The organism is Mucilaginibacter pineti (assembly GCF_900101875.1).
GTDB classification, from domain to species: Bacteria; Bacteroidota; Bacteroidia; order Sphingobacteriales; family Sphingobacteriaceae; genus Mucilaginibacter; species Mucilaginibacter pineti.
Map to the genome: position 1 here is coordinate 51,878 of NZ_FNAI01000002.1, position 18,199 is coordinate 70,076.

The window sequence follows — 18,199 nt, forward strand, 5'->3', positions numbered from 1 at the left end:
GCATATTACCTATTTGACAACTTTATCCTTATTTTAGCTTTCATAAATGGAACTTATTAAACTGATATCGAAATATAATGATCTTGGGATAGCTGATGTTATAGATCATGAGCGGTTTAATCTGATAGCTATTGACCATCATTCAACCCGTATTGAGGGATCTACCCTAACAGAAATTGAAACTCAGGTTTTGATAAATGAGGGACGGACACCCAATGGCAAACCACTTGGCGAAAGTCTGATGGTTACAGATCATCATGCAGCGTTATTATTTACCATTGAAAACGCCAAAGCCAAAAAAAGCCTGACGGTAGGCCTGTTGCAGCAGATTAATGCTGTGGTGATGAAAAGTACAGGAAAGGTATATAACACGATGCTGGGTACTGTCGATTCCAGTACAGGTGCCTTTCGCAAGGGAAATGTAACAGCAGGAGTTTCCTATTTTCCTAATTTTGATAAGGTAGAGCAGCTGACGAAAGCCCTTATACAGAAATTAAACGAAGCGATGAGCAGTCAATTAACTGTAGATGAGCAATTGAAGCTTTCTTTTGATGCGCACTTTAACCTGGTGAGCATCCATCCTTACTATGATGGCAATGGCCGTACATCAAGGTTGCTGATGAATTATATCCAGGCTTACTATGGCTTGCCTTTAGCTATAGTGCAAAGTGAAAACAAGGCTGCTTACATACAGGCTTTAGTTGATACAAGGCAACGTGAGGATATTCAAATATTCAGGGATTTTATGGCTGGCGAATATGCCTATCTTTTGAATAAAGAAATAAATGCGTTTGAGCAGATGAAAAAGCCTTTAAAAGGCCCGGGATTTACTTTTCTTTTTTGATTACTGAAGCATTTAAATAAAAAACCCGGTTGTGATTAATAACCGGGTTTTTTATTGGAATAAGATAATCGAAAATCTTACTTAGCTTTCTTTGTTTTTGGATTCTTGAACCTCAAGGCGGATAGCCTGTGCCAGGTTCTTAAGATCTTGCATGCCTTTACGAACGCGTGTTCCGGCAGCACTGTTTCCTTTGTTGTAGAATTTGTCGGCGTCAGCCTCTAAAGATGCTATCAGCTCTTTTACTTCAGTAAATTTTTTCATTTAATTACTCCTTTTAAAATTATGAGGTCTATTGTTTTAATTAAAGCTAATCTATAATGTTTTTTTTTAATTAAAAACTTTTAAAGTGAAAAAATACTGCCTTTAAAGTGGTTTTTTTCCACATTTTGATTGCTTTTAGGGTATTTGTTGCGGGTATTTAAATATTAAAAATATAATACTTTGGTGGTTGTTTTCTTTATTGCTTCAAATAAATAAGCTATATAAAAAATAAACTAAGTGAATAATTATTAAATAGGCCCTTTTGTTATAAAAGGGCCTATTTAAAATATTGGCGATGTATTAAATATTGTATATCCGGTTAGATGGTTTTCTGCAAGATATCCGGGTGGGTTCTGTGCACTTTGATAATCAGCTCGCCAAACAGGGTATTGGCCCAGGCAAACCATTTACGGGTAAAGTCGTTGGCATTATCCTTATGAAAACCTTCGTGCATAAAGCCTGTACCGGCATGGGTAGTTTTAAGCATGTGCAGGCATTTTGTGATCTCCTCTTTGTTGGTGGATGTTAAGCCGCGCATAATGATAGCCATTGGCCAGATATAATTAATACCCACATGCGGACCGCCTATTCCCTCTGCTGCTTTACCTTTAAAAAAGTAAGGATTGCTGCTGCTCAATACAAAGCGACGGGTGTTTTGATACAACGGATCGGTTACCGGTAACGAATCAAGATATGGGAGGGCAAGCAAGCTTGGCACGTTGCTATCATCCATCAGCAGCTGGTTGCCGTAACCATCAACCTCAAAGGCTAAAATTTTACCGTAGATAGGGTGGTTGGCAACTGCATATTTTTTAAGCGCGGCTTCTACTTCGGCGGCAAGGGCCCTGCATGAGGCAGCAGTTGTGGCATCATGCCCAATGGTGCTGTACATTTCCGCCATTTGCTTAAGGCTGGTTACCGCAAAATAGTTTGATGGAACCAGGAACGGATAAATAGTAGCATCGTCAGACGGGCGGAAGATGGAGCAGATCAACCCAACAGGCCTAACCGGGTTACCGTAGCCTTTATTTGGCGCGGTATCGCTGGCGGTTTCTGTTTTACGCTGAAAGTGGTAAGGGCCATTGCCATTTTTGCGCTGCTGTACCTTAAAGGTATCCAGGATTATTTTACCTGCCTTTTGCCAGTTTTCATCAAAGAAGCTGGTATCGCCGCTTATTTTCCAGTAGTTGTAAGCTAATCTTACAGGGTAACATAGCGAGTCAATTTCCCATTTGCGTTCATGCAGATCGGGCTTCATATCGGTAACATCGGTATCCCATTCGCTGCCGGTTGGACCTTCGTTAAAGGCATTGGCATAAGGGTCGATAATTACACATTTGGCCTGGCGGCTTAATACGCCTTGTACCAGTTTTTTAAGGGCCGGGTCTTCTTTTATAAGGGGCAGGTACGGCCACACCTGTGCCGATGAATCGCGCATCCACATGGCAAAAATATCGCCGGTGATAACAAAGGTATCTGGCTTGCCATCTTTTTCAGAATAGTTAACGGTAGTATCTAAAGTGTTGGGGTAGCAGTTTTCAAACAGCCAGGCCACTTCAGGGTCTTTAATATCGGCTTTAACTTTTTGAATAATGGCTTCAACGCTTTTGCTGGTAAATTTACGATCGGCAAGTTTTGGCCTGTGACTTTCAAAGGCAGGCATACTGCTGCTGTACCATTTGGGGGTAAGGCCAAGTCCTATACCAGCGGTTGCAACACCGTTGATTTTTATAAAATTTCTTCTGGTTAGCATAATGGTTGTTTAAAGGTTGGGTGTAAAAATATAAAAGCCTTTGGTTATTGGAAAAATATTAGCCAATTAATTTCATAAATCTAAATTGTTTTAGACAGTGTTCCCACTTTTTAAAACCAAAGACAATTTCAGCGCATAAAAAAGGCCCGGAGCATATGCCCGGGCCGTTTTTTATTTTGTTGTTTTACAGCTTAAAAGTTATAAGCAACGCGAAGTGCTACCTGGCTTATAGTGCCGCTTTTTGCCCAGCCTTCGTAACGAACGCCAATATCAAAGCCGCCTTCAATGGTGTAGCCAATACCCGGTGCATAAACAAAAGCCGTACCGCCGTCACTTCCTGTTGAAAATACAGCGCCTAACTGGCCTTCGCCATAAAAACCTTCATTGAAGTAATATTTAATACCGGCTTTCAAAGGTATAAAACCTGCAGCATGCAAGCCTGCATCTTTAAATTCCTTTTTTGGTTGAAAAGAGCTGTAGCCGGCAGATATGGTGAACAAAGTGCTGCTGGCAATTGGCATTTCATATTTTAAAGAGCCGCCTAATACTACACTGTAAAAATTTTTGGATTTGCCAGTTGGCAAGCCCCCATCAAATCCAATACTGAATTTGGCGGCATCGGCCGGTGATGACGACGATGATGTTTGTGCAAATGAACTGAATGCCGTGCCTCCTAAAATAACTAAGGCTAATAAGATTTTTTTCATAACTGAAATGGTTTAGTTTATTGAATTGGTTAATATACAACACCACGGGCCCTTCCCGCGATGGAGTTTCTTATGAAACTTGACGTTTATAACTGCTAAACGTTACAAAATGCCGAATTGTTTTTTGAAATAATAAATTATGCTTTGATTTTCAGGGTCTGAAATTTACATGGATCTGCATGCTTAATAAATTTGCCATGCAAAGCTATCGCAGACCATTAAGGCCGACCGGATTTTTTTCATAAGATGTATTTAGGTTATTGGTAGGATAAAAGTAAAAGATAATTTTTAAATAAAAAATATTTAATTACCTGTTAGTGTAATGAATATCTGCTCAAGCGTGTGATTGCCGTTTTTATTAAGCAAGCCTGGCAGTGTATCATCGGCTACAATTTTACCTTTATTAATAATGATCACCTTGTTGCAAACGGCTTCAACTTCTTGCATAATATGGGTAGATAGGATGATGGTTTTTGTTTGGCCAAGTTCTGTAATCAACTGGCGGATGCCGATTAACTGGTTGGGATCCAGTCCCGAAGTTGGTTCATCAAGGATGAGTACATCGGGATTGTGTATAATAGCCTGCGCCAGGCCAACACGCTGTCGGTAGCCTTTTGATAGCTGTCCTATTTTTTTGTGCTGCTCGGGGCCAAGGCCTGTTTGTTCAATAACATTAGTAATGCGGCTGGCGGGTTCGTGTATTTTGTGGATGCCGGCTATAAACGCCAGTGATTCCTTTACATACATATCCAGGTATAGCGGATTACTCTCTGGCAGGTAACCAATGTGGCGGCGCACCTCAAGCGCCTGGCTTATTACATCAAACCCACAAACAGATGCAATGCCCGCAGTTTGGGGTATAAAGCAGGTAAGTATTTTCATGGTGGTTGATTTGCCAGCGCCATTTGGTCCCAGGAAGCCAAGCACACCCGGCCCGGCAGTAAAGCTAATGCCATCAACCGCCTTTTGCTCGCCATAAACTTTTGTTAATGCCTGTACCTGGATGCTCATGGCTCAAAAATAGATTTTAGATGTGAGATTTGAGATATGAGATAGAAGTATTTCGGATTTCGGATGTTCGATTTCGGATTTGTTAATTTTTACGCAAACTGCAAACTTGCAACTGCTAACTGATTAAGCAAACTGCAAACTTCCAAAGCAAACTGAAAAAACTACTTCTCAAACACAACCGAATCTGCGTTGGCACCTAATTGGGTTAATGTGTCTGTTATTTCCTTTACCATATCATCGGGCCCGCAAACATAAAAATGCTTGGTGAGATCTTTTATCTCGGCTTTTAAAAACGCGGCATCAATACGGCGATGATCATTTTTGCCGCCCTTTTGCTGGGTTGTGGTAAAATGGGCATTTTCGCCAAGTATTGTTTTAAGTTCATCGGCAAGTATAATGTCCTCATCTTTTTTGTTCGAGAAGAAAAGCGTGTTCCCCTCTGTTTTTCCATCATTGTAAAGCTGCCTTAAAATTGCCAAAAATGGGGTTATACCCGCACCCCCTGCTATAAAATAACCCGGGCCTTTGTATGCTATGGCACCCCAGGCTTCGCGCAAAATCAGCTCGTCGCCAACTTTAAGCTGGCCCAGGTGGTTGGTAACGCCATCATGGTCGGTATATATTTTAATAGTAAATTCCAGGAAGTGCTGGTCGGTAAGGCACGTAAAAGTAAAAGGGTTCCTTTTATCGTACCAGCCAGGCTCATTAATTGATAGTTCGGTTGCCTCCCCCGGTGTAAAGGTAAAACCATCGGGTTTTTCAATAATAAACTGTTTTACATTGTGGGTAACGTTATGAATATCCAGTATCCTTACAATTTGTTCCATGGCTATACAGTATTAATGTTTTAGTAATAATGAGTAACCCGCCATTTGGTTTTAATTAAGGTGGTTTTTGGATGAATTTAATGATTTTTAACCTTTCTCCTTTCCCCTTTAACGTTTCCGCCTAAATTGTATCTTTGCAGCTATTATGAGCAAATCAACCGACGAACTTTTTAAAAATGTTATATCACATGCCAAAGAATATGGCTTTGTTTTTCCTTCAAGCGAGATTTATGATGGCTTAAGCGCTGTTTACGATTACGGCCAAAATGGTGCCGAACTGAAGAACAACATCAAAACCTATTGGTGGAAAGCCATGGTGCAAATGCATGATAACATTGTTGGTATCGATTCGGCCATATTTATGCACCCCAAAATTTGGAAGGCCAGCGGGCACGTTGATGGTTTCAGCGATCCGATGATCGACAATAAAGATTCAAAAAAACGTTATCGTGCCGATCAGCTTTTAGAAGATAAAATAGACCGTTACGATAAGGACGGCAAAACCGACAAAGCCGAACAATTACAGCATGATATGGACGATGCCCTTAAAAATGAGGATCTGCCGCGTTTAAAAGAGCTGATAATTGAGCATGAAATTGCCTGCCCGGTAAGTGGTACCCGCAACTGGACAGATGTACGCCAGTTTAACCTGATGTTCAGCACCCAGGTTGGCGCCATTGCCGATGAGTCTGACACCATATACCTTCGCCCCGAAACTGCGCAGGGTATTTTTGTAAACTACCTTAACGTGCAAAAATCTGGCAGGATGAAAATTCCTTTCGGTATTGCGCAAATAGGCAAGGCTTTCCGTAACGAGGTTATTGCCCGCCAGTTCATTATCCGCATGCGCGAATTTGAGCAAATGGAAATGCAATATTTTGTACGCCCTGGCACACAAAAAGAATGGTTTAGCCAATGGAAAGAAGCACGCCTTAAATGGCACCTTGCCCTGGGTACCGATGCTGCCAAATACCGCTACCACGAACACGTAAAACTTGCCCATTATGCAGATGCGGCTTTTGATATTGAGTTTAATTTCCCATTCGGCTTTAAGGAAGTTGAGGGAATACATAGCCGCACCAATTTCGATTTAAGTCAGCATGAGAAATTCTCGGGTAAAAAAATGCAGTATTTTGATCCCGAGGTTGATCCTGAAACCGGCAAGCCTTATGGTAACTATGTGCCCTACGTAATTGAAACTTCGATAGGGTTAGACAGGATGTTCCTGCTTACTATGATCAACGCCTTTGAGGAAGAAGACCTAAGTACAGATGAGAAACAGGATAGCCGCACCGTGCTGCACCTGCACCCATGCCTTGCCCCGGTTAAAGCTGCCATTTTCCCACTTACCAAAAAAGACGGTTTGCCAGAAAAAGCCCGTGAAATTATGGACAGGCTGAAACTTGATTTTAATATCCAGTACGAAGAGAAAGATGCCATTGGTAAACGCTATCGCCGTCAGGATGCTATTGGTACGCCGGTTTGTATCACTGTAGATCATCAGACTTTAGAGGATAATACCGTAACCATCCGCCATCGCGATAGCATGGCACAGGAACGTGTAGCCGCTGCCGATCTGGATAAGATCATAGGCGATCTGGTGAGCTGGAGAAACCTGCTGAAATAAGCTAACACCGATCAAATATTTAAAGGCCCGCTAAACCAGCGGGCCTTTTCTGTTGCTGCTGATCTTGCTGATAACAAATTACCTTGTCGCAAAAACAATTTTCTGAAATTCACATTCATTGTTTAAATAAATCCTCCTGTGTATGCCTGCTGTAAAAGATTACCCATTTTATTTAAAGAGTACCGTTATACTTTTCGGGCTCATATTACTGGTATATGTGTTTGGCCAGCTGGCGGATGTGCTTATCCCACTGGCGTTTGCGGCTTTTATAGCCGTATTGCTAAACCCTGTATGCAACTGGCTGCAGGGGCATAAGGTGCCCAAAATATTTGCTATAGTAATAACCATGTTTATTGCGGCTATTGTTATAGCGGGTTTGTTTTATTTCCTCTCTACGCAAATGATCCAGTTTGGCGAGTCGCTGCCTATGCTGAAACAAAAGTTTGGGGAGATCTCCGTTACTTTTAAAGGCTGGGTAGCCACCACATTTGGGCTGACGGTTGATAAGCAAAACCAAATGATCAAAGATGCGCTTGATAATAGTCAGTCGATGGTGGGGCGTACGCTGGGTTCGGTATTAGGCACGTTGGGGTTGGTATTTGTGATACCTGTTTACGTGTTTTTAACGCTGTACTATAAAACGCTAATCCTTAATTTTTTCTTTGAAGCATTTGCCGAAGAAAATTCAAAAAGTGTGGCCGAAATACTAAAAGAAACCAAGCTGGCTATTCAAAGTTATATAATAGGCTTGCTTACCGAAACCGCCATCGTAGCTGTACTTAACTCTACCGCGCTTGTGCTGCTTGGTGTTAAATACGGTATACTGATTGGGGTTATAGGGGCAATATTAAACCTGTTGCCTTACATTGGCGGTATTATAGCTATAGCCCTGCCGGTATTAATGGCTACCGTAACTAAAGATGGTTACTCTACCCAACTGGGGGTAGTAATAGCTTACCTGGTGATCCAGTTTATTGATAACAATATCCTGGTACCGCGCATTGTATCGTCAAAAGTAAAGATCAACGCGCTGATATCCATTGTGGTAGTGTTGTTGGGTAATATGCTTTGGGGCTTGTCGGGTATGTTCCTGTCTATCCCGTTTATAGCGGTGCTAAAGATCATCTTTGATCGTATTGATGGTCTTAAACCTTGGGGCAAACTATTGGGCGATACCGTGCCCACCCGCCATAAAGGTGAAATTTGGGGTAGAAGAAAGAAAGCTGTATTGCCGCCGAAGGAGGGTTAGATTATATTCCCCTCTTGAGAGGGGGCGTGTGAGGATGTGCAATGGGAGGGGTGTGTTTCTGCTTTTGCATTGCCTATAAACACACCCCTCCACCCCTCTCAAGAGGGGAATCGCACTATCCCTCACTTTTACTCATTCTCTTAACTGGTGAGTCCTATCTCATTTCCAATTTGCTTTAGTATATTAATATTGTAATTTCGGCCATCAACATTAATTACTGTGTTAAGCATCCTTAAAAAAGAAATTATCTCGTACCTGAGTTCGCTGGTGGCGTATGTTACCATTGGTGTATTTTTATTGGTGCTGGGTTTATTTCTGTGGGTTTTCCCCGATTCGAGCATATTAGATTACGGTTATGCCGGGCTCGAAAGCCTGTTTAGTACCGCGCCGTATCTGTTTATGTTCCTGGTGCCGGCCATTACCATGCGCTCACTGGCCGAAGAACGCAAGGAGGGAACCTTCGAGCTACTTTTTACCCGCCCCCTTACCGACTGGCAAATTGTGCTTGGCAAGTATTTCGCCAGTGTATTACTGGTGCTGTTTGCTTTATTGCCCACGCTTGTTTACTACTTTTCGGTAAGTACATTGGGTACGCCGCAAGGTAATATTGATACGGGTGCGGTAATCGGTTCCTATATCGGTTTGTTTTTATTGGGTGCCTCGTTTGCTGCTATCGGCTTATTCGCATCATCTATCACCAAAAACCAGATCATTGCCTTTACAGTGGCGGTGTTCCTCTGTTTCTTTTTTTATAGCGGGTTCGATTCATTGAGCCAGCTGTTATCCCTGCAAGATCTGGGCTTGCAGGCATTGGGCATTACCGAACATTATCAGTCAGTAAGCCGGGGTGTATTAGATACCCGCAATCTTATTTACTTTATATTATTAGCCGGCATTTTTGTTTGGCTTACCATTTTTGTACTGATAAAACAAAGGCAAAAGCAATTGCGCGGCAGCATTATGTTCGGCATACTTACGGTATTTATTGCCATAGGCGTATGTGCACAGTTTGCTTTTACCCGTTTTGATTTTACTACTGAAAAGCGTTTCACCATATCGCCTGTAAGCAGGCAAATTATGGATAGCCTGCCCAAGCCGGTAAAGGTTACCGTTTACCTGCAAAGCAATGGACTGCCTGCCGGGTTTAAACACCTGCAAAGCGCCACCCGCGATATGCTGAGCGATCTGCAAGCTTATAGCCATGGTAAGCTGCAATTTAACTTTGTCGACCCGCTGAAGGGATTAAGCGAGGAGCAGCAAAACAGTACGCTGCAAGGCTTATCAGACAAAGGGCTCACCCCGCAAAACTGGAGCTTTAAAACCGATGATGGTGTGGTTCAAAAACTGCTGATCTCATCGGCGCTGGTTGCATCCAACGGAAAGGAGATCCCGGTAAATTTATTACAGCGCCGTTTAGGACTTTCTGACGAGGAATCGATAAATAACTCTATCCAAAATCTGGAATATGCTTTTTCATCGGCAATTAAAAAAGCTACGATGGGCGGGAAGCCGCAAATTGGCTTTACCGAAGGGCATGGGGAACTGACCGACCTGCAACTGAACGATGCAATGAAATCATTGTCGGATGGGTATGAGGTTGGCAGGGTTAATTTGGCTACTATCCCTTTTGGCGCATTGCAAAACTTAAAACTGCTGGTAATTCCCAAGCCCGATAAAAAATTCACCGAACTGGAAAAATTCAAACTCGACCAGTATATTATGCGTGGTGGTCGTGTGCTTTGGGCCATAGACCAGGTAAATGCCGAACTGGACAGCCTGCGCGGACATGGCGGCGAACAACTGGCCTTTGCCAAACAATTAAATTTAGATGATCAGCTGTTTAGGTATGGGGTGCGTATCAATTATGACCTGATAGCCGATATGAGCTGCTCGCCAATCCCCGTAAGTATGGGCGATTTGGGAGGGCAGGCGCAAATTCAGTTGTTGCCCTGGTTGTTTTACCCACTGTTTATGCCGGTTTCCAAACATCCGGTAGTTAAAAACCTGGATGCCATCCGCAGTGAGTTTGCCAGCACTATTGACCTGTTGCAGGTAAAAAATATCAAACAAACTATTCTGCTTAGTTCATCGCCATATAATAAAAAATTAAGCGCCCCGCATATCCTGTCGCTGCAAGCCCTGGAACAGGCACCCAATCCCAAGGATTTTCAGGGCGAGCCTAAAACGGTGGCTGTATTGTTAGAGGGTAAATTCATATCAGACTGGCGCAACCGCCCCCTGCCCGATAGCCTCAAAGAGCAGGTTAACATACTGCCCGAAAGCAAGCCAACCAAGATGATCGTGATCAGCGATGGCGATATTTTAAAAAATCAGGTAGGTGCCGATGGTTCGCCTTATCCGCTGGGGTATGACCGTTACACGCAAAAAACCTATGGCAACAAGAACCTGCTGCTGAATATTGCCGACTATATGACCGACGACTCGGGCCTTATTGCGCTGCGTACCAAAGAGATAAAGATAAGGCTGCTTAACCGCCCCCGCATCCGCAACGAAAAAATGTACTGGCAGCTGGTAAATACAGTTGGGCCGCTGCTATTAGTGTTAATATGTGCTATTTTTCAACATTATATTCGCAAGCGAAAGTATGCCCATTAAATTTTATATTTTTGATAACCATTTAGCCTCACCCTGCCCTCTCCAAAGGAGAGGGGTTAAAAGAGAGAAGTTAAAGTCCTCTCCTTTGAGAGGATTATTACATGAGGGCTTCGCCGTTTAGGTGAGGCTTAATTTTATATTTTTGATTGATTAAATAGACCCATATGAGATTTATTGTTTCTACATCAACATTACTCAAACAACTGCAGGCAGTAAGCGGCGCGTTAAGTAACAGTACCGTATTACCTATACTGGAAAACTTCTTGTTCGAGATAAAGGATGGAAACTTAACCATTTCTGCAACCGACCTGCAAACCAGCATGACCACCTCCCTTACTGTTGAAGCTAAGGAGAATGGCCGCATTGCCATACCATCGCGTATTTTGTTAGAGACCTTAAAATCATTACCAGAGCAGCCGGTGGCCTTTTCGGTAGATGATAGTACCTTCGCTATTGAAATTAACGCCGGAGATGGTAAATACAAACTGAGCGGCGAGAATGGCGAGGATTTTCCGAAGATACCGGTTGTTGAAAATGCATCATCGGTAAATTTACCGGCGTCGGTATTGGCCGAGGCTATAAACAAAACTATTTTTGCAGTAAGCAATGACGAGTTGCGCCCCGCTATGACAGGTGTTTACTGCCAGTTAAGCACCCAGCACCTTACCTTTGTAGCTACCGATGCCCACAAGCTGGTACGTTACCGCCGTAAGGATGCCAAGGCCGCAAGCACAACATCGTTCATATTGCCAAAAAAGGCGTTAACACTGCTTAAATCATCGTTACCATCAGATGATGTAAATGTATCTGTAGAGTATAACTCAACCAGCGCATTCTTTAAATTTGGCCACATTAACCTGGTTTGCCGCTTAATTGATGAGCGCTATCCTGATTATGAAGCGGTTATACCACAAACTAATCCAAATAAATTAACTATAGACAGGCTTACTTTCCTGGGTTCGTTAAACCGTGTGGCTATTTATGCCAACAAAACCACCCACCAGGTAAGGCTTAAAATTAATGGCAGCGAGCTTAATATCTCCTCAGAAGATATTGATTTTGCCAACGAAGCGCATGAGCGTTTAAGCTGCCAGTACGAAGGTGAGGATATGGAAATTGGCTTCAATGCACGTTTTTTAATAGAAATGTTGAAGAATTTAAGTTGCGAAGAAGTATCTTTGGAAATGTCGACACCAAACCGTGCCGGATTATTACTGCCGCAGGGTGGTGATGAAAATGAAGATGTGCTGATGCTGGTTATGCCGGTTATGCTCAATAGCTATGCTTAAGTGTAAACTTAAATTATAAATCCAAAAAACGAGTCCGGCTTTAAAAATCCGGACTTTTTTGTTCGCCGGGATAACAAATTTTGCGGCAGGCAGTTATATAGCTTATAATTAAATATGAATATCAGTATCCGGGTTTTGTTTTTTGTTGCTTTAAGTGTTGCCGTTATATCGTCATGTAAAAAAAATGATGATAAACCGGTAGACCAGCTAACCACCAGCGTTAACTTTGTAAACGCATCAAACAATACCATAAACTTTTATTTGAACGGTACCCGTATTACTAACAGCAGCAGCTATTTTCCGGGCGGTACTTTAGGATATACGCAGGTTACTGCAGGTACACAAAATTACCAGGTAAAAATAGCAGGTAGTACTGTGCCATTGTTTACTAAGGCTTTTCCTTTCGATACTGCTAAAGTGTACAGTTTGTACGTTGCCGGCCAAACAGCAGATGATACATTTTTTACTACCGATACGCTTGTTGCAGATACCGCCGATTTTGCAAAGCTGCGCTTTGTAAATGCATCGCCAAGTGCCGGTAAATTGATGCTGGCTTTTGCCGGTACAGGTGTGGCAGATGTGGTTATGTTTGATACGGTATCATACAAAAGAACAACCAAGTTTATAAGGGTTAAAAGCGGCGATGTACCAATAGTCATTTACAGGCAGGGATTTCCAGGCCAGCCATTGCGCGATACGATTACGCTTGCTGCAAACGGGATATATACGATATTTGGTTATGGTACGGTAACCCTCATAGGTAACCAGGGACTTGCCGATGGCTTAATAGTTAACAAATAGAAATATTAATGGCTAATCAACATAAAAACAGTTTCCTGTTATCGTTTTCATTGCTTGTTGCAATTGCATTGGTGCTGCCCTTTATTTCGTCATGCGGTAAAAATAGCAATGCCAACCCGGCAGGGTTAAACACACAATTGCAGATCATTAATTTAAGTCCGGATGCGCAGCCTTTTAACCTGTACCAGCGAACCATTAAGCAAAGCACCACAACGTATACCTATCCTAACAATTCAGATTATTTTTTCCTGGGGACGTTGGATCCGCCTTTGCAATTGCGTACAGCTACTACGGCGCCCGTAGTATTGCCGTTTCAAATTGACACCGCGTTAAAAGCCAACTCCAAATACACGCTTTTTGTAACCGGGTACCGGGCCGATAGCTCTATCAAAAATTCCATGTTATCGCTGGATACGGCAACCCTGCCATCAATAGGTAATGCCAAAATAAGGTTTGCACATACTTCGCCGTCATCGCCTACGCTTAATTTGCGTATGAATGATACCTTGTCTAAAGTTTTTGAAAACAGGCCATTCAATACCATTTCAAAATACGTTACCATACCAGCCGGCAGCTATAACTTAACTATTGCAACCTACAAAACGCCTACAAAAATTGAATATACCATACCAAATGTTACCATTCAGGATGGGCATGCTTACACCGTTTATACCATAGGTATTGTAGGCCGGACAGATTCTGTTGCCTTTGGAGCAGCTGTATTGAACAATAATCTGCTTATTAAGACTACGCAATAGCGGCTATTCTTTTTATATTTCTATTTTTGGGCAAAAATTAAACTATGGAAATAATAAAAGCCATTATCGACTTTATATTGCATATTGATACCCATCTGAGCCAGATCACACGGGATTACCAGGGTTGGACATACCTAATCCTGTTTGCAATTATCTTTGCCGAAACCGGTTTTGTTGTAACTCCATTTTTACCCGGCGATTCCCTGTTGTTTGCCGCAGGCGCGCTTATAGCTACCGGTAACACCGGTCTAAATATTTACTTGATTGCTGTTTTACTGGTAATATCGGCCTTTGCGGGTAATACGGTTAATTATATGCTTGGTAATTACTTAGGTCCCAAAGTTTTTAAGGAGGATAACAAAATATTAAAGTTAGAGTATTACCTTAATACCAAAGCTTTTTTTGATAAGCATGGCGCCAAGGCTGTAATATTCAGCAGGTTTTTACCCATCATAAGAACCATTGCGCCTTTTGTGGCAGGGGTAGGGCATATGCCATTTTTACGCTACAGTCTTTATAATATAGTTGGCGGTGCAGCATGGGTACTTAGCTTCTTATTCATCGGCTACTTTTTTGGCAACATCCCGGTTATCAAAGAAAACTTTACCATTGTTGTAATGGCTATTATCCTGATATCGGTAGTGCCGCCAATTTACGCCGCTATAAAAAGCCGCTCGGGTAAAAAAGCTGTTGTTAAGTAGTAGTAGTTTTAGTTTATAGATTCGAGGACTGTACTGCCCATGAGCTTGTCGCTTTTGTTGTGGGTTTCTGATTTTACAAACCTGCCTATTTTGGGCGCGTACCACTCAATAACTTTCATGTGAAACGGAATGCCGATACCCATGGTTTTTACTTTAATGGTAGCATCGTAGGTTATTTTTAAACAGTCGAAACTGCCTGCACTGGTGGATACAGGTTCTGCGGCTTCTACTTTACGGTTAACAATATCCATTTGCATTGCGCTTATTTGCGCGCCTCCACTGCCCATGTTTATAGTTACTGAGCCATCTTCAAGCGTTTGACCAACAGTAAGATTAACGGGGTAAGTAAGATATTTGGCTTCGCCGCTCATTTGCATATTGCCGTATTGTTTCATTGAAGCGGCAGGGATAAAGGCTTTCATGTCAATTTTAATAATTCCGCCGTCGCACATGATCTCGGAGTCGCCGCCGCCAATAGTCTTACCGTCTTTACCGGATACTTCGCTGTGTACCGTAATTGTAGCCGCATCCTTTTTGGTGGTGGTGTATATAAGTTTGCCCTGCTCTTTCCCTTTTGCATCCTGGTTGGAGTATGTGAGTTTTTTACCGTTGAGCGCGTTAATAAACTGACTGCAATTTTGTGCTGATGCCAATTGAACCGCGATTAAGAGCGGTATTATAGTTAGCATAATCTTTTTCATAGCCATTTGATTTTGAGGTTTTAACACTTCAAAAATCATGTAAATGGCTATTAACTACAATGGTATAACCACGCTATCGGCCTGCGGAAATTACGTAATGTTGCAGGAGTACTATTGGGCTTTGAGGGTAAGACTATTCAAATCCGGCTGTCCGGCATCTACCCATGCCGAATACCAAAAGCTGCCGACGGATATTACCGATTCGCGCATCTTTCTTTCAACCATTCCGCCAAGCATTTTTTGGTAGGCGGCGCTATAGGCTTCGGAATAATCCTGAATTTGTTTTTTGCCATGTAGTACCATAGCATATTTTTTATCTGGCGGGAAGGTTTTGCTGAGCAGGCGTTCAAATCGCAGTACGGTATCTACACTTTTAAATGATGCCCGGCAAATTCTGAAAGCTTCATTCAGCGGATTTTCTATATAGCGGGCTTTGCCGGTTATGGGGCGGTATTTATCGGCAAAAAGTTCGGGAATGCGGCTTTCCCAAAGCGCGTGTATGCCGGTTTGGCCGGTGAGTTGCCCGTTATAGTTTAGGGTGAGGTGCAGCGGAACGTGTGCATCGGCAACGTAATGGCCCAGATTGGCCGACGCGCTGAGAATACCCGTAGTATCATGTGCTTTGAATGCCCGCACCAGTTTATAATATTGATATTGGATGGTCCACGGAACGGTGCCATATTTATCCAAGGTATCGGCGGTGTATTTGGCGGCGGCATCTTTCCATTTCAGGGGCATGGCCATAAAAGGCCGCTTGCCATAATGATCGGCATCGAAGTAATGTCTTGGTGCTTCGGTAGAGTCCACATAGCGGCGTTTGTCGGCACTTACGGCATGTTCCACAATGTAGTTGATGTTGGCCTTGTAAAAGGTTGCCATGGCTTTAGGTAGCGTGTAAACGGCCAGGCTGTTAATGCGGTAATGCGCAAAGAAACCCCATGACGAGCAGAGCAGGATTAAACAAATGCCGGATAAACTTAAAACGATACGCCGCTTCATGCAGGTAAATATGGGTTTAAGTTTTGATTTTCTTGGTAGACTATAATTAGAAATAACTACAACCTCCCCACATAAACCTTAGTATCATAATTAATAACGATCACATCATCCTGCTGATATTTATCAAAAAGGGCTTTAAGATCTGTTATCATGAGCTGGTAACCTTCATCTGCTTTGGTTGGCATGTAAGAGGAAGAAAGCAAGCGCCCTGTTAAGCCATTAAAATCAAAGATCTGTTTGTTTTCAAATGTTTCGAGCCGGAATGGTTCGGGGTTGAAGAAGCTGCCGATATGCTCGTCGTCGATATTGCGGTGATCTACTTTTACATAATCGCTGGCGTGCTTGATGATCAACTGGTCGTACGCTATTTCAAAATCAGATGCGGTTTTTCTTTCATTCCAGATCAGGGCAACAAAGCCGCCGGGTTTCAGGATGCGTTTAAATTCTATCCGTGTTTTTTTCGCATTAAACCAGTGGAAAGCCTGCCCCGCAATAACGGCGTCTATACTTCCCGTTGCAAGTCCGGTTTGCTCGGCGGTGCCATTCTGCGCTTTAAATCCGGGATATGTGTTTAAAAGCTCAACGGATTTGTCGCGCATTTCTTTGTTGGGTTCAACGGCTGTAACTGGGTAACCGGCATCTAAAAATAAGGCGGTAGAAATGCCTGTGCCGGCACCAACATCGGCAATTAATTTATCTCTCGTAAGCTGGTAATTGTCCTGCAAAAACTCGACTATAGTTTTGGGATAATGCGGCCTGTATTTCACATAATCGTCTACCCGGTTGCTAAATCTTGTGGTGCTGTTATTGATTGTCATAGTGTATCGCGTTATTATATACCTTAAAGTTAGCAGGATAGCATTATGCCAATGTTAACGCAAGCGTTGTTTTATTATTTTTAAGCAGATTATGTATTGAAAACTAAAATTAAAAACGATTTGCATATTACAAATTATCACCCTATATTTGCAGTCCTTAAAATAAGTAGAAAAAGAATAACAAAGCTATACGATGGCAAATCATAAATCATCCTTAAAAAGAATCAGGTCAAACGCTGCGAAGCGTCTGCGCAACAGGTACCAGGCTAAAACAACCAGGAACGCTATTAAAAAATTAAGAGGCACTACCACTAAGGCTGATGCAAGCACTCTTTTAACTAAAGTGATCTCTATGTTAGATCGTTTGGCTAAAAAGAATGTTATTCACAAAAATAAAGCTTCAAACAATAAATCGAAGCTTACTAAATTTGTAAACGGCTTAAGCTAATCTTAGCTTTCACGATATAAAAAAGGGATTGTGCCGCAGGCATGATCCCTTTTTTGTTTGGTAGTTTTTTCACTACTTTAATGCCGTGGAAAACTACAACAACAAGATCAGTATAAAATCATGGGCCGAAGAAGACCGTCCGCGTGAAAAACTGAGCGGCCAGGGCCGGCGCGCGCTAACCGACGCCGAGCTTATTGCCATACTAATAGGCTCGGGTAGCCGCAATGAAACCGCGGTTGAACTGAGCAAACGCATCCTGCACCATTATGAAAACGACCTGAATAAACTGGGCAAGGCTTCCATAAGCGAGCTGAGTAAATTTAAGGGGATAGGCGAGGCCAAGGCAATTTCTATTATTGCCGCGCTGGAAATAGGCCGCCGCCGTAACGATACCGAAACCAAGGCCATTGATTATATTACCTGCAGCCGCGATGGTTATAATCTTATGCGCCGCCATTTGATGGATTTAAACCACGAAGAGTTTTGGATCATCCTCATGGGGCGTTCCCAAAAGGTACTGGCTAAGGAGCTGGTGAGCAAAGGAGGCCTGTCTGCAACGGTGGCCGATCCTAAGATTATCTTTCACATGGCGCTGCAGCACCAGGCCAGCGGGGTTATCTTGGTGCATAATCATCCCTCTGGCAATCTTAAACCCAGTCAGCAAGACGTTGCCCTCACCAAAAATATAAGTGCCGCAGGGCGCATGCTGGAGATAAACATCCTCGATCACCTGATCATTACCGATAGCGGGTATTTTAGCTTTGGAGATGAAGACCTTTTGTAGATGTG

At 42.7% G+C, this 18,199-nt stretch carries 18 protein-coding genes; 10 read left to right on the forward strand and 8 right to left on the reverse strand.

Annotated features, from left to right (window positions below):
* Positions 1-46 precede the first annotated feature (46 nt).
* Positions 47-844, forward strand: a complete 798-nt coding sequence (locus BLS59_RS04540) for a Fic family protein (protein WP_091145242.1) — start codon at positions 47-49, stop codon at positions 842-844.
* Between the two features lie 81 nt (positions 845-925).
* On the opposite strand, the gene BLS59_RS04545 is transcribed toward BLS59_RS04540, so the two are convergent.
* The 5 genes from BLS59_RS04545 to BLS59_RS04565 form a co-directional block, all read right to left on the reverse strand.
* Entirely contained in the window at positions 926-1,105 is a 180-nt protein-coding gene (locus BLS59_RS04545) for a histone H1 (RefSeq protein WP_091145245.1), read from the reverse strand.
* Positions 1,106-1,424: 319 nt separating this feature from the next.
* Positions 1,425-2,858 (reverse strand): glycoside hydrolase family 125 protein, encoded by a 1,434-nt coding sequence (locus BLS59_RS04550; protein ID WP_091145248.1) that lies wholly within the window; start codon positions 2,856-2,858, stop codon positions 1,425-1,427.
* Between the two features lie 191 nt (positions 2,859-3,049).
* Positions 3,050-3,565 (reverse strand): hypothetical protein, encoded by a 516-nt coding sequence (locus tag BLS59_RS04555; protein WP_091145251.1) that lies wholly within the window; start codon positions 3,563-3,565, stop codon positions 3,050-3,052.
* Positions 3,566-3,868: 303 nt separating this feature from the next.
* Positions 3,869-4,576: an ATP-binding cassette domain-containing protein gene (locus BLS59_RS04560; RefSeq protein WP_091145253.1), complete on the reverse strand. Its 708-nt coding sequence runs from the start codon at positions 4,574-4,576 to the stop codon at positions 3,869-3,871.
* Between the two features lie 161 nt (positions 4,577-4,737).
* The gene (locus BLS59_RS04565) at positions 4,738-5,403 is read right to left on the reverse strand and encodes a ferredoxin reductase domain-containing protein (RefSeq protein ID WP_091145257.1); all 666 of its coding nucleotides are present in this window, start codon (positions 5,401-5,403) and stop codon (positions 4,738-4,740) included.
* A 145-nt stretch (positions 5,404-5,548) separates the two neighbouring features.
* On the opposite strand from BLS59_RS04565, the gene BLS59_RS04570 reads away from it, so the two are divergent.
* The 7 genes from BLS59_RS04570 (at position 5,549) to BLS59_RS04600 (ending at position 14,444) form a co-directional block, all read left to right on the forward strand.
* Positions 5,549-7,030, forward strand: coding sequence for a glycine--tRNA ligase (locus BLS59_RS04570; protein ID WP_091145261.1), 1,482 nt, complete (start codon positions 5,549-5,551; stop codon positions 7,028-7,030).
* A gap of 142 nt (positions 7,031-7,172) precedes the next feature.
* Positions 7,173-8,279: an AI-2E family transporter gene (locus BLS59_RS04575; protein WP_091145265.1), complete on the forward strand. Its 1,107-nt coding sequence runs from the start codon at positions 7,173-7,175 to the stop codon at positions 8,277-8,279.
* Between the two features lie 219 nt (positions 8,280-8,498).
* Positions 8,499-10,895: a gliding motility-associated ABC transporter substrate-binding protein GldG gene (gene gldG / locus BLS59_RS04580; RefSeq protein ID WP_091145268.1), complete on the forward strand. Its 2,397-nt coding sequence runs from the start codon at positions 8,499-8,501 to the stop codon at positions 10,893-10,895.
* A gap of 164 nt (positions 10,896-11,059) precedes the next feature.
* Complete coding sequence (gene dnaN, locus BLS59_RS04585; RefSeq protein WP_091145271.1) at positions 11,060-12,184, forward strand: DNA polymerase III subunit beta; 1,125 nt, start codon at positions 11,060-11,062, stop codon at positions 12,182-12,184.
* 114 nt (positions 12,185-12,298) lie between these two features.
* The gene (locus tag BLS59_RS04590) at positions 12,299-12,985 is read left to right on the forward strand and encodes a DUF4397 domain-containing protein (RefSeq protein ID WP_091145274.1); all 687 of its coding nucleotides are present in this window, start codon (positions 12,299-12,301) and stop codon (positions 12,983-12,985) included.
* 8 nt (positions 12,986-12,993) lie between these two features.
* Positions 12,994-13,743: a DUF4397 domain-containing protein gene (locus tag BLS59_RS04595; RefSeq protein ID WP_091145277.1), complete on the forward strand. Its 750-nt coding sequence runs from the start codon at positions 12,994-12,996 to the stop codon at positions 13,741-13,743.
* A 44-nt stretch (positions 13,744-13,787) separates the two neighbouring features.
* On the forward strand, positions 13,788-14,444 hold the full coding sequence (locus BLS59_RS04600) for a DedA family protein (RefSeq protein ID WP_091145280.1): 657 nt from the start codon (positions 13,788-13,790) through the stop codon (positions 14,442-14,444).
* Positions 14,445-14,452: 8 nt separating this feature from the next.
* Here the strand turns inward: BLS59_RS04600 and BLS59_RS04605 are convergent, their stop codons facing one another.
* The 3 genes from BLS59_RS04605 to BLS59_RS04615 all read right to left on the reverse strand — a co-directional run bounded on the left by BLS59_RS04605 (position 14,453) and on the right by BLS59_RS04615 (position 16,962).
* Positions 14,453-15,145, reverse strand: a complete 693-nt coding sequence (locus BLS59_RS04605; protein WP_143014043.1) for a TapB family protein — start codon at positions 15,143-15,145, stop codon at positions 14,453-14,455.
* A gap of 111 nt (positions 15,146-15,256) precedes the next feature.
* Entirely contained in the window at positions 15,257-16,144 is an 888-nt protein-coding gene (locus BLS59_RS04610) for a zinc dependent phospholipase C family protein (RefSeq protein WP_162842554.1), read from the reverse strand.
* A 56-nt stretch (positions 16,145-16,200) separates the two neighbouring features.
* Positions 16,201-16,962, reverse strand: a complete 762-nt coding sequence (locus tag BLS59_RS04615; RefSeq protein WP_205411187.1) for a class I SAM-dependent methyltransferase — start codon at positions 16,960-16,962, stop codon at positions 16,201-16,203.
* A gap of 193 nt (positions 16,963-17,155) precedes the next feature.
* Here BLS59_RS04615 and rpsT point away from each other — a divergent pair, with 193 nt between their 5' ends.
* A complete protein-coding gene (gene rpsT / locus BLS59_RS04620; RefSeq protein WP_091145288.1) occupies positions 17,156-17,410 on the forward strand; it encodes a 30S ribosomal protein S20 in 255 nt (84 codons plus the stop codon).
* Positions 17,411-17,495: 85 nt separating this feature from the next.
* Positions 17,496-18,194, forward strand: coding sequence for a RadC family protein (radC, locus tag BLS59_RS04625; RefSeq protein WP_091145292.1), 699 nt, complete (start codon positions 17,496-17,498; stop codon positions 18,192-18,194).
* Positions 18,195-18,199 lie beyond the last annotated feature (5 nt).